6 protein-coding genes are annotated in these 16,901 nt (G+C 59.3%); 3 read left to right on the top strand and 3 right to left on the bottom strand.

Annotated elements, in window-relative coordinates:
* On the bottom strand, positions 1-512 hold a 512-nt coding region (locus tag VK792_RS14155), incomplete at its 3' end, for a calcium-binding protein (protein WP_326298221.1).
* A 428-nt stretch (positions 513-940) separates the two neighbouring features.
* Here VK792_RS14155 and VK792_RS14150 point away from each other — a divergent pair.
* Positions 941-1,717, top strand: a complete 777-nt coding sequence (locus tag VK792_RS14150; RefSeq protein ID WP_326298219.1) for an HAD-IIB family hydrolase — start codon at positions 941-943, stop codon at positions 1,715-1,717.
* Positions 1,718-1,735: 18 nt separating this feature from the next.
* Entirely contained in the window at positions 1,736-2,974 is a 1,239-nt protein-coding gene (locus VK792_RS14145) for a glycosyltransferase family protein (protein WP_326298218.1), read from the top strand.
* Here VK792_RS14145 and VK792_RS14140 read toward each other — a convergent pair.
* On the bottom strand, positions 2,971-4,713 hold the full coding sequence (locus tag VK792_RS14140; protein ID WP_326298216.1) for a sugar phosphorylase: 1,743 nt from the start codon (positions 4,711-4,713) through the stop codon (positions 2,971-2,973). The genes VK792_RS14145 and VK792_RS14140 overlap by 4 nt on opposite strands.
* A 131-nt stretch (positions 4,714-4,844) precedes the next feature.
* Positions 4,845-6,041: an MFS transporter gene (locus VK792_RS14135; protein ID WP_326298215.1), complete on the bottom strand. Its 1,197-nt coding sequence runs from the start codon at positions 6,039-6,041 to the stop codon at positions 4,845-4,847.
* A gap of 488 nt (positions 6,042-6,529) precedes the next feature.
* On the opposite strand from VK792_RS14135, the gene VK792_RS14130 reads away from it, so the two are divergent.
* Positions 6,530-16,831 carry a hypothetical protein gene (locus tag VK792_RS14130; protein ID WP_326298213.1) on the top strand — a complete coding sequence of 3,434 codons (10,302 nt, stop codon included), beginning with the start codon at positions 6,530-6,532 and terminating at the stop codon, positions 16,829-16,831.
* Positions 16,832-16,901 lie beyond the last annotated feature (70 nt).

The raw sequence follows: 16,901 nt of genomic DNA, 5'->3' as shown, positions 1-16,901 counted from the left end.
CAGTCGTCGCCTTCGCCGCCCAGCATCAGGTCATTGCCGGCTTCGCCATCCATGGTGTCGTCGTCCAGGCCGCCTTCAAGCGTGTCATTGCCTTCGCCGCCCAGCAGAAGATCCTTGCCGTCCTCACCCTTCATCCAGTCGTCGTCGAGGCCGCCTTCGATGGTGTCATTTCCGGCTTCACCATCCATGGTGTCCTTGCCGTCTTCACCTTTCATCCAGTCGTCGCCTTCGCCGCCCAGCATCAGGTCATTGCCGGCTTCGCCATCCATGGTGTCGTCGTCCAGGCCGCCTTCGAGCGTGTCATCGCCTTCGCCGCCCAGCAGAAGGTCACGGCCTTCTTCGCCTTTGATCCAGTCGTCGCCCAAGTCACCGCTGACGGTGTCATCACCCGCCTGGCCATCCAGGGTGTCGTTGCCCTCCAGCCCGTTGACCACGTCGTTGCCTTCCAACGCTTCGATCACATCACCCACAGGCGTGCCGACCAGCGTGTCGTTTCCAAGTGTCGCAGCCATTAAAATTACTCCAGCGCGTTGCAAAACCCATCGGGCCCGATGACCCGCATACGAAACCGTTAACACAACTTGGCGAAACTTGACGAAAATGCGGCAAGTCGGGCTGAAATAAGGCAAAATCTGGCGTTTCGGGGGTTTGATTGTCTTCAAAAGGTTAACGACGCCTCGCGCGGAGGGCCATTGTTCCTGTCGTGCCCAGTGGGCGTTGTATTGTGGGTGCGGCGTTCCCGCAGCGCTGATGGCCGATTCTCAGGAGCCGCGAACTGCACAGGCTTTCACCTTATGCTGTGCGAAACGGTCGGAACGGGCGTCGGAACCTTGCCCTTGCCGGTTTGCCGGAACACAATGGACGCGGGGATGATAAACACCAGCCACCATAACCGTAGCCCGAACCGGCCCCGGGCAACCCTGACAGACGGGGCTGCCGAATGACCATTGTGGTGTTTACCGATCTCGATGGAACATTGCTGGACCACGACACGTACTCTTATGCTGCTGCTGCACCGGCGTTGAACGCCCTGCGGGTGCAGCGCATTCCGCTGATCCTGACAACCAGCAAGACAGCGGCAGAGGTCGCGCCGTTGCACACGGAACTGGGCCTTGGCGCGACCCCGGCAATCGTCGAAAACGGCGCAGGCGTTTTTCGTCCCGGCGCAAAGGATGGCGACAGCGATGCCGCATATCGCCGGATCAGGGCCGTTCTGAACAGCATACCGCGCAGTGTGTCCGAGCCATTTCGCGGCTTCGGCGACATGGACGCATCAGAGCTCTCGCAGATCACCGGCCTTCCGGCGCGGGCGGCAACGCTTGCCCGCCAGCGTTGCCATTCCGAACCGGGCCTTTGGACCGGCACCGACGATCAGGAACGCGCGTTCGTCGCGGCCCTTGCTGCGCACGGGATTGCCGCCCGGTGGGGCGGGCGGTTCCTGACACTCTCGTTTGGACGGACCAAGGCAGATGCGATGCAAGACATCGCCACGGAACTGGCGGCAACGGTGACCATCGCGCTGGGCGACGCGCCCAATGATCGGGAAATGCTGGAGAGCGCCGATCTTGGGATCATCGTTCGCAACGACCATGCCCCGCCACTGCCCCCGCTGAGTGGCGAGGCAGATGGGCGGATTTTGCGCACCGACGCCCCCGGCCCCGAAGGCTGGAATATCGCGGTTCTGGATGCTGTATCCAGGGTCGCGGCCCCGGAATGAACAAAAGGACAGGCACGCATGACCGACTTTCATCAGAACGGCAATATCGCCCAGTTTCACAACTTGCGCTGTCGTCCGCTGGAAGAGCTGGAATACGAACTTGAAAGCTATGCCCAGACGCGAAAGATCAGCCTGCTCTTGCCCGCGCTCTATTCCGAGCTGGAAGGTCCGGCGCTGCGGAACATATTGAAAGAACTGTCGAAGGTCCGCTATCTGCACCGTATCATCATCGGGTTGGACCGTGCGAGCGAAGACCAGTTTCGCATGGCGCAGGATTTCTTTTCGGTTCTGCCGCAGGATCACGTCGTCATCTGGAACGACTCCCCGCGGATGCAGGCCCTGGATGCCAAGCTGGAGGCACTGGGCCTTGGACCGCATGAACTGGGCAAGGGCAAGAACGTCTGGACCGCGATCGGTTATCTGATCGCGTGCGCCGACACCTCGGTCATGGCGCTGCACGATTGCGATATCCTGACCTATGATCGCGAAATGCTGGCGCGGCTGTTGTATCCGGTGGCCAACCCCAGCTTTTCCTACCAACTGTCCAAGGGCTTCTATGCCCGCATCGGCGAAGGAAAACTGAACGGGCGGGTGTCGCGTCTGCTGGTCAGCCCGCTGTTGATCGCGTTGAAGAAAGTGGTGGGGGACCACGACTATCTCGATTACCTGCGCAGCTTCCGTTACCCATTGTCGGGCGAGGTGGCGCTGCGCACCACCATGCTGCCGGATCTGCGCATGCCGTCGGATTGGGGTCTGGAAATCGGAGTCTTGTCAGAGGCATGGCGCAACCTTGGCCGGCACCAAGTGTGCCAGGTCGAAGTCGCGGACGTCTATGACCACAAACACCAGCAAGTCAGCCAAGAGGATGCCAGGACCGGGCTCAACCGGATGTCGACCGATATCTGCAAGGCGCTCTTCCGCAAGATGGCGGCCGAGGGAACGGTGTTCACGCCGAACACCTTCCGCACGCTCAAGGCAACCTACTATCGCCGGGCGCTGGACCTGTTGGAGGTTTATGCCAACGACGCAACAATGAATGGCCTGATTCTGGATCGCCATGCCGAAGAGCGCACGATCGAGATGTTTGCCGAGAACATCATGAACGCGGGTCAGACCTTTCTGGAAAACCCGCACGAAAGCCCGTTCATCCCGAACTGGAACCGTGTTCACGCCGCCGATCCGACTGTCTTTTCAGACCTCCGTTCGGCCGTATCGCAGGACGCGGCCGAATTCGCCGCGAAACCCTTTGTCAGCTAGGCTTCGTGGGGCAGATTCGTCACCCAGCGGCACTGATACGGGTGCATCTGGATCGTGCCTGCGCTGGCGATGATGTCGCCGCTCAACAGGTCCGTCCAGTTTTCGTCAGCGATCAGGTTCAGGGTCTCGCAAGGAACCTCGACGCTGTCGGGGCTGACATTGTGCAGGGCAAAGATGGATTGCCGCCTGTCATGTGATTGCCGCCAGATGCCGAAGACACGTTCCTCAAGCGGCAGTGTGAACTGCGTAGCGTTGGGGTGGAACGCGGGTTGTTTCGCACGCACCCGCAACCGGTCCGACAGCGCGCCCAGCACCCGGGCGTGCTGGGTTGAAGGATCGTCCAGCAGCCTGGTCAGATCGGAATAGTCCCAACGGTGCCGGTTGATCGCCCGGTTCATGCCGCGCCGTTCGACGCCGTCGTGATCGTTGGGCGTGGCCAGCATCGAATGGATGTAGAACGCTGGCACACCTTCCAGGGACATCACGATTGTTTGCGATGCGATGAACCGTTCGACATGCAGGTCGGTTTCTCCACCAAAGGTGCGGGCCATAGCCGGAAAGAACCCGCAATTCAGTTCATAGACAGACTGGCCGCCATCGGGCAGCGATCGCATCGACACCAAGCCGCCCTGCGATTGCACGGTGTTGATCATCCGCACGATTTCGCTATCGGGCAGCAGGCCTTCGGCCGGGCGCATCCCGATACCGTCATGGCTGGCTGAAAAATTCAGATAGGCGCAGCCCGGCGGTGCGGGTGGCATCGCAGCCTGCCAGGTCCGCAAATAGCGCGACGACCCCGACAGCATCGCATGCAGGATCAGCGGCGGCAGCGGGAAATTATAGATAGAATGCGCTTCGTTCGACTGGCCGAAGTAGCTGAGGTTTTCGGCCTTGGGCACGTTGGTTTCGGTCAGCAATATTACCGTTTCGTGCGCGAAATCCGCCAGCAGGCGCATCAACTGGATGATGGCATGGGTCTGCGGCATGTGGATCGACGGCGTGCCGACCTCTTTCCACAGGAAAGCCACCGCATCCAGACGGATGATCCGAACACCCTTGTCGACGTGCAGGCGCACGATGCGCAGCATTTCCAGAAGTACGTCAGGGTTCGAGTAGTCCAGGTCGATCTGGTCATGGCTGAAGGTGCACCAGACATGGCGCTTGCCCATGCTGGTCTCGACCTCTTGCAGCAGCGGTGTGGTGCGCGGACGCACCACGGCGGACAGGTCATCGTCGGGCGAGGCTTCGAAAAAGAACTTGTCGTACGGTTCCTGCCCTTGTCTGTATGCGTTGAACCACGTGCCCTGGCTGGACACGTGGTTCAGGACGAGATCGGACATCAGGTGAAAATCGTTGCCGATCCGTTCGATATCGGGCCAGTCCCCCAACGCGGGATCGACCTTGCGGAAATCGGTGACGGCAAACCCATCGTCAGAGGTGTAGGGAAAGAATGGCAGGATATGGACGCCGTTGACCACGCCCTTCAGCCGTCGCAGCAGGAAATCGTGCAGCAGGTCCAGCGGCTTGTGCACCCCGTCCAGCAGCGAATTGCCATAGGTGATCAGCACCGCGTCACGCTGGGACCACAGGTTGTTGCTGGGTTGGCGCTGACGTTTGCGCGGGGCGGTTCCCCAGGGCCAGAATGCGTCGATCACCGCGTCTGTCAGGGCATCGCAGTCCAGACTGGGATAGACCCGGTACAGGATCGCTCGGACCTGATCTTTCAGTTTCTTGGTCATTTTTCGCGTGACCCTTTTAGCCGGCTTTCCCCCAATTGGTATTCCAAAACCGGTTTCGGATCTACGCATCACACAGAAATGGCTTGTTTATTGTGGGGTTACGCCGAAAAAAACCGCAGAGGGGAAGATTCTCAGACACCCGCTTTGCGGGGGTCGGGGATCAGCAGATAGGTCAGCACTGCCGCGCACAGGCAGGCCAACATCGCGGCAAAGGACCACCAGCCACCAAATACCTGCGTCGCCCAGGCGAAAGCAAAGGGCGCAGAGGCATTGACCGCCATCGACACGAAGGCGATCCAGCCCAGACGCGTGCCATAGCCTTTGGCCCCGAACAGGGCCAGCGGCAGTGTGCCGCGTGCGATCGTCTTGATCCCGTCGCCCATGCCATAAAGCGCCGCAGCGGTCACCATGCCTGCAAAGCTGAACCCAAAGGTCAGGATGACCACCAGCCCCGAACCCATCAGCCCAAGGCTGAGAACATAGGTCACCATCGGGTACATGTTGCGGCTGACCAGCATCTCGAAAAATCGGCCGACGGTCTTGAAAGGCCCGATCACCGCCCCGGCAAAGGCTGCCGCGGCGGCGGTGTGGCCCAGGTCCTGAACGTTGGTCACCCACAGCGCCATGATGGCGCCGGGGACATAGCCGGACCAGATAAACGATACCATCATCCAAAGCATGCCCTGTCGTCGGGCTTTGCCGGTCAGCTCGGGCCAGTCATTGCTTTTTCCGGTGCGCCCCACTCCGATGTCCTGGGCCGGGCCGCGCAGAACCAGAAAATGGATCGGCACGCAGATCAGCAGCACCATCGCGCCCAGCACCAGCCAACTGTCGCGCCAGCCCAGCCAGCCGTCCAGCGTCAGTGTCAGCGGCCAGAAGATCGTCGATGCGACGCCACCGAAGAGCGTGACAATGGAAATCGCGCGCGGGGCGGGCACGTCGCTGTCCAACCGCGTCAGGGACGCGAACGCGACGTTGTAAAGTACGAACATCCCTGCGCCTTCGGCAAACAGGATCGCTGCGAACAGCCCCTTTGGCCCGGTGACCTGCGATAGCAGCATCAGCGCGGCCGCTGCCGCGACAGACCCCAGCGTCATCACCCAGCGCCCGCTATAGCGGTCGACCAATGTGCCCGATATCGGCGACAGCAGCCCGCCGAAAAACAGGCCCAGAGACAGGATGCCAAACACCGTCGAAAGCGACATCGACAGATCGTCCGCCATGTGCGGAAGCAGCACTGCATAGGCATACATCAACGCGCCATATCCGACGATCTGTGTGATCCCCAGACCGATCGCGGGGACATATGGCACAAGCCGGGCGGTCATCGGTGCGACGCGCGTGTGGCAGGAAAGGCTTGGGTGTGCGGCACGTGACGCTCTCTGACCGTGGGGGCGTTGATGCGACAGGCGCACGACAGTCACGGTGCGTCAAGCGTGAACGGTTGCAAACGGGGTGAGGGCCGGGTGCATGATTCCCGGGCATTCACCTATTGGGGTGTTTGGAGAATTAACAGCACGCATAAGTTGAAAGCCACCAGCCGCTGCTTGTTCGCTGCCCAACTCTTACCGCGGTTGCTTTGGAAAACCCGCAAATATCCACAGCGCCTTATTCTGGGGTATCAATGATGCCGAGTTTCGCATACCATTTCCACATTTCTACCCACGCCTTTCACGTTTCTGGAGTTTACGTCTTGCCGAATGACATCCCGAGAAAGAGACAATTCCGCTTTCTGATTCTGCCCGTTCCGTTCCTGCCGACCGAACTTTCTGCTTTTCCGACCAAGTTCGTTGCAGTCGAAGACCCGGAAGACGAGATGGCAGTTCTGCCATCGGAAGACGAAGAAACCGGCGAAGGCAGCGCAGAGCAGGCGGACGCTGCCAAAGCGCAAACCGATCAGGGTGAGCAAGGCGATCAAGCCGAAACCAAATCCGAAACCGAATCCGAAACCGAAGATGCGGCGGCAGACCCGGCACCTGCCAAGCCATCGGTTCCGCAGACAGTGGCGGTTCAGAAAGACGTGGATACCGTCGATGATGGTCAGGCGGACATGGCGCAGCCCTTGCGCGCCGCAGCCAACGCCACATCGCTGCAGCAGGTCCAGGATACGCACCAATCCGGCGATGCCGTGGCGGCCCTTTCCGCGCAGGTCACGACACACGCGGCCGCCTACGCCCAGGCTGACAGCCCGGAAGTCTGGCACATCAGCTTTTCCGAAACCGCATCGGCAGCGGTTCTGGAAGAACAACAGGTGGCCAGCGCGCAGGCATTGATGGCCGCAGTGGGCGATTCCGCCGAGTCACAGCCGCTGGACGAAATTGCCGGCTGTTGCTGCTATTACTGCTATTCGGGCGCTTCCGACGGCGGTTCGGACATCTACGGAGACTCTGCCACACAGGCCAACCCGTCGCCGGGAAATACCCTGATTGCTGGCATCGTGGGCCCGAACAAGTGGGATGAATCCTCGACACCCAGTCTGACCTGGGCAATGTCTGATGGCAGCGCCGCTGAATGGACCCACTTCACCGCGAATGGCGTGTCGTTTACGAACAAGGGATCTTCTGCAACACACCAGAACCTTGAAAGCGGCACCGGTGACGGCAACAACCTCGTCGAACTGCGCGCTGACATCCGCTATGCGTTCAACCTGTACGAAGACATCTCTGGTCTGCTTTTCTCGGAATCGTCCGGGTTCACCGATAATGCGACCGACATCAAGCTGATGGCGTTCAGCGACTACGACGCTTTCGGCCGAGGCGAATTTCCCGGCAACAACCCCAAGGCAACCCAGACCGCGAGCGAGATCTTCGAAACCTTCGTGCATCTGGGTACGCTGGAAAATTCCAATGGCACGAGCGGCAATGAACTTGCCATGTCGACGGATCCCGAAGTGGGCGGTGGCTCGAACCGGTTGCACACCACGATGCACGAGATCATGCACGCGCTTGGCTTTGGCCATCCGCATGATGGCGGCAACGGTACCGGGACCTGGACAACGGACAACAACACAGGTGCAGGGGAAAACGTTCTGGACAATGATCGTTACACGATCATGTCCTATGAACGCGCGGGCCTGGAGATCAACAACAACAGCAGCGCCTTTGGCCTTGCCGTCACACCGATGGTGCTGGATTTTGCCGGGTTCTTCTATCTTTACGGATCGTCGGGGCACAATTCCACCAACACCACCTACACCCTGACCGATCCGGGGGCCACAGCACTGGACCGTGACGGCAGCAATGGTACGGTGTCGATCGGTCGGGCGTTCTATGCCATCCATGACACCGGCGGCACGGACGAGATCAAGTATTCCGGCAGCAAGCATGCCCTGATCAACCTGAACAACGCTACGCTGAATCAGAGCAGCGATCCCGCGCATGTGACGTCGATCATCAACACTTTGAACAGCTCGACCTATTTCAACACGCTGTTGCCTTTGGCCACGGCCAGCGAGTTGCGCAACGATCTGTTGCTGGATGACTGGCACGCCGGCGGGTTCGGCAGCCGCGTATTCAACAACTTCGGCGTCGCCGATATTGGCGGATATTACATCGTTGCGGATCTGTATGCCACTGCGGCGCACCAAACCAATATCGAGGTCGGCACCGGCAGCAGCCTTGGCGACATCCTGATCGGGAACGAAAACAACAACACTCTGAACGGCAATGCCGGGGATGACCTGTTGATCGGGTCGGACGGCGGCGACCGTTTGAACGCCGGAACCGGCGACGACGAGCTTTACGGCGGGACCGGCGGCGACACGCTGGAAGGTGACGAAGGTCGGGATACGTTGCGTGGCGAGGCCGGGAATGACTGGCTGCAAATCTACAATTCCGGCAGCAACGACGTCGTATCCGGAGAGATTTATGACGGCGGCGCCAACTATGACGTGTTGCAGATTTTCCCGAGTGGCAGCGGCACGTTCAATTTCCGCAACACAACGGTCAGCGGGCTGGAGCGGCTGTATTATGACACGCAGTACACCGGCACCGCGGTTGTGTCGGCCCAGTTTACCGGTTCTCAGTGGGCGTTCGACAACGTCACCGCCGAAACCCACACCGGTGCGTTCATCACCGAGATCTTCCTGAGTTCGGGTCAGGATATCGACCTGTCCGGGCTGACGATCAGCGGCTTGAGCGGGATCAACGATGGGTTCCGCATCTACGGTTCAGGCGGCTACGAAGAGATCATCGGTTCCAGCGTCCGCGACACCATCGAGGGCGGCTTGTCCACCGACACGATCAACGGCGGCGGCGGCGCTGACCGGATCTATGGCAACACACAAGCCGACCCGAGCGGATCGACCTATGCCGACATCCTGTCCGGTGGATCGGGCAATGACACGATCCTTGGTGCCAACGGCAACGACACGATCGAAGGCGGTACAGGGTCGGATTCGCTGAATGGCGGCGGCGGCACCCATGATGTTCTGAGCTATGAAAACTCAATTGCCGGCGTGGTTGTCAATCTTGAAAACAACACCGCCGGCGGCGGTGATGCGACCGGCGACTCGATCAGCAATTTTGAAGACTTCCTTGGCTCTAGCAACAACGACACCGTCTATGGTGGCGACCTCGACAGCTCCATCGACGGGGCGAATGGCAACGACAGCCTTGTCGGGGACGGCGGGCAGGACACGCTGCGCGGCGGCATCGGCAACGACACGCTGCGCCCCGGCAACTCCTCAGATCACATCGTTGCAGGTGAAATCTATGACGGCGGATCGGGCGTCGATACCCTGTGGGTGAACGGCTCTGCGCCTCACACCAAGGATTTCCGGAACGTCACCCTGACGTCTTTGGAACAGATCGTGTTCCGGGAGAACGGAACGCCCGCGTCTGGTGACCTGATCGCGCAGATGAACGTCAACCAGTGGACGGGGTCTGGCTTTAGCGAGATCTTTGGCTATGGCCACACCACGCTGGACTATATCCTGCAGCTCTATATGGACACTGCGACGACGGTGGACCTGAGTGGCGTTGCGATTTCTGGCTTCGATACTTCGGGCAGCGACGACTACATTTATATCATCGGGGACGGAAGCGCCGAAACCTTTACCGGCTCTTCGATCCAGGATTCGATCGAGGGCAACGACGGCAACGACACGTTTGTCGTGGCCGGGTCTGGTTCCGCCTTTGATACGTTGCGTGGCGGCGCAGGTGACGACAAGATCCTTGTTTCGAATACCACGGATATGAGCTCGACCCGCGTGCAGCTGGGATCGATCGAAGAGATCGAGTTCGACTACTATTCCGGGCTGGCCGCTGGGTCTGTCTTGAAACTGAGCCTGAGCGTCCAGGAAACCGACTCTTCAACTGAGTTGTCATCGACATTGTTGATCGACGGGGCGAACGGGGCCGGGCGCACGCAGGACGTGCTGGAAATCGTGATGGATAATGCCGTCTCCTCGCTTGATATGTCGGGCTATGGCTTCAATGACTGGGGATTGGAGAACGACTACGTCTCTGTCATCGGGGGTACCATTTTCGAAACGATCATCGGTTCTGTCGACCGCGACAGCATCCTGGGCAATGGCGGGAATGATCTCATCGAAGGCGGTTTGGGCGACGACACCCTTGACGGTGGCACGGACGGCCAAGACACCGTCAGTTATGTGAACGCCAGCGGTGCGGTGACTGTCAACCTTCAGTCCGGTGTGGCGACGGGTGCAGACGGGACCGATTCGATTTCGGACTTCGAAGTGGTTCTTGGCAGTGATCACGACGATACGTTCACCAGCGAAACCGGTTCCACGATCCACGCAGGTATCGGTGCCGACACGATGTTTGCCATCGGGTTGGCGGGTCAAACCCTGTCGGAGGGCGGCTCGGGCAACGATACGATTCTTGCGGTCAACGGTTACTTCGTCGGCGACGTTGACGGGGGCGACAACCACGACCTGTTCGATGCCCGCGCGCAGACAGCCTATGGTATGCGACTTGACCTTGCTGGTGGCGAGCACGAAGTGCTGGGCGCTGGCGGGCCACAGGTGTCGTCGCTGCTGAACTTCGAAGATGTCGCCGGTACACAGCTTGGCGATTCCATCACCGGCAATGGCTTGGCCAACGTCATCGATGGAGATGGAGGCAACGACACCATCTCGGGCGGCGGCGGCGCTGATGCGATCTTTGGTGGTTCCGGCGAGGACCTGATCATCTGGAATGATGGTGACGGCGACGACGCGATCAATGGCGGCCTGAACGACGACACTTTGCGGGTAAACCTGAACAACGGCGGTGACGACGTTGTGTCGCTTCAATCCAACGGGTCCGGCATGGATGTGGAGCGGTTCAACGGTAGCTTGTTCACCCTTCAGACGACCCAGATTGAATTCTTCCAGCTGTATGGTCTTGGCGGCAACGACCAGCTGACCGGCAGCAGCCTTGACGATTATATTGACGGCGGGGCCGACGATGACCTGATCGAAGGTGGTCTTGGCGACGACACGTTGATTGGCGGGTTTGGCTTAAACACGCTGAGCTATGCCAACGCGATCGGTCCCGTGAACGTCGACCTTTGGGACGGCACCGTCTCAGGCGCTGACGGCTCGGATTCCATTAATGGTTTCAATGTGGTTTGGGGCAGCAGCAATTCCGACACCTTCCTGCACGGCAATTTTCCAGCGACGGTGTCGGCGGGGCTTGGTGATGACCTGATCCAACTCATGAGCGTCGCAGGCGGCGTGGGGACGCGCTCTGCAGGTGACGAAGGCAATGACACGATTGCCGTTTTCGGTGGTAGCGACGCAATCGGAGAGGTCGATGGCGGCGCCGAAACCGATACGTTCGACGCAAGTGGTTTCGCTTACTTCGGTATGGCGATCGACTTTGCTTCTGGGCAAGTTCGCAATTTGCTCGGGGGGTACTTGATCGGTTCCATAAACGAAATCGAAAACGTGATCGGCACGACGCTTGCCGATTCGATCACCGGCGACGGCGAAGACAACCTTCTGGAAGGTCGGGGGGGTGACGATACGATCACTGGTGGCCTTGGCATCGACACGATGCGTGGCGAGGGCGGCAACGATCTGCTGATCTGGAGCGATGGCGACGGCACGGAAACCATCGACGGTGGGGCAGACACCGATACCTTTCGTGCGAATCTTGCGGACGGGTCTGGCGACAACGTTTCAGTCAGCGAAACCGTTGGAAAGGTGATTGAGCGCAGCAATCTTGCTCCGCTCCAGCTGACTCTGCTTGGCGTGGAAAACATCGAACTCAATGGGCTTGGCGGTGATGATACGCTTCGGGGTCATTCGCTGCGGGATCGAATTGATGGAGGTGCAGATCACGACTCTCTGATGGGTTTTGGTGGCAACGATACCCTGATTGGCGGCGCAGGTAACGACACGCTGATTGGCGGCAGGGGCGTTGACAGCCTGGTTGGCGACGCGGGTGACGACCTTGCCATCTGGACCAATGGCGACGGATCGGATTCGTTCGACGGTGGCACTCAGGAAGATACGTTGCGTGCGACCCTGACCGACGGGTTCGGGGATGACGTTTCGTTCGATGAAACCTCGGGCCTGATTTTCCAGCGCAACAACAGCGGCACGTTCCAGATTGCGCTGACCGATGTAGAGGTGGTCGAGATCAATGCTCTTGGCGGGAATGACACAGTCATTGGCCATTCCGGTCGCGACAGCATTGATGGCGGCATTGGAAGCGACTCGATCAGTGGTGGGGGTGGCCACGACACCCTGCTTGGCGGATCTTCCAGCGATACGATTCTTGGTGGTGCTGGGAACGATCTAGCGATCTGGAACAACGGTGATGGTTGGGACACGTTTGTCGGCGGCGACAACAACGATACCCTGCGCGCCAACCTTGATGCGGTGAACGGCGACAATGTCGGTTTCGATGAAACCGGCGGCCTGACCCTGCGACGGTTCAACCTGGGCAATTTCAGGATCGAACTGTCCGAAGTCGAAATCGTCGAACTGAATGGCCTGGGCGGGGATGATACGCTGTTCGGTCATGCCGGGATCGACGTGATCGATGGCGGTGACAACAATGACCTGATCCGGGGCAACGGCGGCGCAGACTCCTTGAACGGTGGCGATGGCGATGACACCATCTTTGGCGGCTTTGGTGGGGCAAATATCGACGGTGGGAGCGGCTTGCGCGATGTTGTCGACTTTTCCGACGCGGCAGACAGCATCGATCTCAATAGCCTATACTCTCTTACCGCCCGCATCGGCAGTAGCGGCAGCAATTGGGATACCATCCGAAACATCGAGGACATTATCGGTTCGGATCACAACGACACGCTGCGAGGCGATTGGCGCAGCAACTCGATCGAAGGCGGTCAGGGCGACGATCTCCTCAGTGGCGATATTCTCAGCGACTCCTTGGCCGGTACCGGTGTGGATACGGTTCGCGGCGGTGCTGGCAACGATACGATCGATGTCGGACCCACGACCAGCGTGCTGAACGCCGGTGACGTTTTTGATGGCGGGGCGGATGTCGATACACTGCTGCTGGCCGACGGATACTTTTACAGAGGCGTGCCGCGCGATTTCCGACCTGTCAGCCTGACCGACTTCGAGTTGTTCGAACTGCAACAGTCTTCGACAGTCAGTGCCTATACTGATCGGCTGATCGCACAGTTCAATGTCAACCAGTTCTTCAACGCCGGTTTCACAGAAATCGTCGGTGGGGCACGACTGAATATCAAATACGCGGTCGAACTTTTTGCCGATGCGCTGGCCACGGTCGATCTTGGTGCGCTTACCGTGACCGGGTTCACGGATCCGGCCGACGAAATCAGCCTGATCGGCGACGGCGACGACGAACATCTGACCGGCACCGACTTCAACGATACGATCCGCGGTAACGGCGGTAATGACACGCTGATCGGCGGGCTGGGTGACGACTGGCTGGACGGTGGTGCCGGGGCAGGTGAGGTGAACGTGGTTGACTACTCGGGCTCTACCGGCCCGATCACTGTCACGCTCGATGAATACTCCGTGCCGGGGGATGGGGAGGTGGAGGGCCCAGACGGGACCGATACAATTGAAAACATTGATGTTCTTATTGCGACGGACTTTGACGATGACATCAGAAAGATATCTTCTGATGTCGAAACCGTGCGCGGGGGGGAAGGTGACGATCACATCGCCGCAGTTGGCGTTTCCACAGTATACCTGACTGCGGGCGATGCAGGGAATGACACCATCTATGCGGTTGACGGTTTTTACATTGGCGATGTCGATGGCGGCGCAGATGTCGATACTTTCGACGTCAGCCGGGCGGAAGCCGCAATGCGGATCGACATGGCCGCACAAGAACATCAATTGTATCAGGATATCGCTCAGTTGCTAAATTTCGAGCACATCATCGGCACCGAGTATTCCGATACAATTGTTGGTGACGCGGGTGACAACGACCTGGAAGGCCGCGGCGGTGACGATACGTTCACCGGCGGCAGCGGCGCGGATCGGTTTGTCTATAACCTGAGCAGCGGCGGCGATGATGTGATCACCGATTTCGAAGTCGGTCGCGACAAGATTCACATCGACTATTTCGGTGCCATGCCGTCTGTTGGAGAACGCAATGGGAATGCGCTGATTTCACTTGGCGGTACCATGATCGAGCTGCAGGGCATCAACCGTGACCAGGTGAGTGAAGATTTCTTCAGCTACGATATTGCGCAATCCGGCTCGGTTCAGGTGTCGCATCTGGAGACTCTCGTATCGCTTGACCGGACATTCATGGACCCGGTCGTTTTTGCCAAGACGACGAGCACCTCAGGTGCTGCACCGGTTATCGTCCGGATCAGCGATATCCAGAACAACCAGTTCTCGATCGCGCTGCAGGAACCCAATTCTGACAATGGTATTCACGCTTTCGAAGAGGTGTCTTGGCTCGCCATCGAAGCCGGTCAATGGGAACTGGAGGACGGCACCCGGATCGAGGTCGGCAATTATGACAGTGACCTGATGAGCACGGCTGGTTTTGAAGACGTGCTTTTTACCGAGGGCATGTTTAACCAGACCCCGGCCGTGCTGAGCCAGGTGCAGACCGACAACGATAGCGATTGGGTGATAACCCGCCAGCGCGATGCCAATGATGATGGTGTGCAGATCACCATGCAGGAAGAGCAGGCGCTGATCGCCGGGTCTCATGGTGTGGAAAGCATTGGCTGGATGGCGATGGAACGCGCCAGCGGCACCTGGAACGGTCGTCAATACCAAAGTGGTGCAACCGGTGATACCGTGAACCACGTTGGCGTAACGAGCAGTTTTGCTGATCCGTTTGCCGAGGCGCCTGAGCTTCTCACCTCGCTGTCGCGCTATGACGGGGCCGACCCAACCTATGCACGGGCGGACAATGTTACCGGGACTGGTTTTGACGTGTTTGCGCAAGAGGAAACCTCGGCCGATGCTGAGATTAACCACACACCAGAAGATGTTGATTTCCTCGCACTTGCCGGAAGTGGGCTGCTGTCGGCACGCAAGTCACAACCGGTTATTGCCGAATATGGCACGGTTTCCGCAAGACACCTGACCACGATCGTCAATCTGGAAAATGATTTCCTCAACCCGGTGGTTCTGGCAAGTGTGATGACGGAAAACGAGGCTGAACCTGTCGCCGTCCGCATCTCTGCCGTCGAGGGGGACTACTTTGAACTGCGCTTGCAGGAGCCGTCGAATACGCCCTCGTCGCATACCCCTGAAACGGTGTCGTGGATGGTGGTCGAGGCCGGGCGCTGGCAGTTGTCGGATGGCACCGTGTTCGAAGCCGGTATGCTGGAAAGCAGCAAGCTCAGCCCGCAGGGCGTTGAGCAGGTCAGCTTTGGCCGCGGTCAGTTCGACACGACTCCGGCGATCCTTAGCCAGGTTCAGACACTAAACGGCACAGATTGGGTGACCACGCGCCAGACCAACGCCAGCACCACTGGCTTTGAACTGACGATGCAGGAAGAAGAAAACCTGCTGGCAACGCCACACGCGTCGGAACGGATTGGCTGGCTAGCCTGGGAATCGGGTGACAGCGCCGTTCAGGATGAGCTGTTCGATGTCGGAAACACCGGACGGGTTGTCAGCAACGCCAACCATACGGAAACGTTCAGCCAAAGCTTCGCCAGTGCGCCAACGGTTCTGACACAGTTGTCCACGCTTTTCGGCCAAGATCCGACCAGCGCGCGTACCAAGAGCGTCACCGCAACCGACTTTACCGTCGCGGCGGAAGAAGAAACCTCGTTCGATCCAGAGCTTTCGCACACGACCGAAATCGTTGACTTCATTGCGCTGACAGGCGACGGCAGGATCGAGGGCAGCGCCTTTGCCCCGGTGATTGCCGCAATCGGTCAGGCCACGCTGAACGACGCTTCGGGCACGATCAGCCTTGGGCATGACTTCATCAACCCGGTGATCTTTGCGTTGCCTGCGTCTCAGGTCGGTTCGCAACCCGCGATCGTGCGGATTACTGACGTCACATCGAACGCCTTCACCGCCTACATCCAGGAACCCAACAACGAAGACGGCACGCACATCGCCGAAACCTTCTCATGGATGGCAATCGAAGCCGGGACCTGGATGCTGGAAGACGGCACCCGCCTGGCCGCGGGCGAAATGGACACCGCCCTCCTGACCAGCGCAGGCTTTGAAAGTCTGACCTTCGGCGCGGCTTTCGATAGCGCTCCGGTGGTGATGAGCCAGGTCCAGACGAACAACGGCGCGGACTATGTCGTGACGCGTCAGGACAACATCACTGGGACCGGCATGAACATCGCGCTTCAGGAGGAAGAGGCCCTGAACGGTGGTGGACATGCGGTTGAAACCGTTGGCTGGTTCGCCATCGAAGGCGGAAATGGCAGCTGGAACGGCAACCCGTTCGAGGCTCGGATGCTAGACGATGCCGTGGACGAGGATTTCGACACGTTCCAGTTCACGCAGAGCTTCGGCAGCGCGCCGAATATGCTGGCAGGCCTGGCATCCTACAACGGGGAAGATCCGGCGTCGCTGCGGTATCAGAACCTGACCAACACGGGCGTCGACCTTCGCGTCATGGAAGATACGTCCTTGGATGCCGAAACCCTCCACATCTATGAGGACGCGGCGCTGTTCGCATTGGAAGGCTCTGGTTTGTTGACTGGCTTCGAATGGGCAATCTGACGGGGTCATAGCGGCATCTGCAGAACTGGAATCACAAGGCGCGCACAGGGGCTTTGATCCCTGTGCGCGG

The organism is Mesobacterium hydrothermale (genome assembly GCF_035818635.1).
Lineage (GTDB): Bacteria > Pseudomonadota > Alphaproteobacteria > Rhodobacterales > Rhodobacteraceae > Mesobacterium_A > Mesobacterium_A hydrothermale.
The sequence above is the reverse complement of the archived record's forward strand: the minus strand, read 5'-3'. Positions and strand labels throughout refer to the sequence as shown.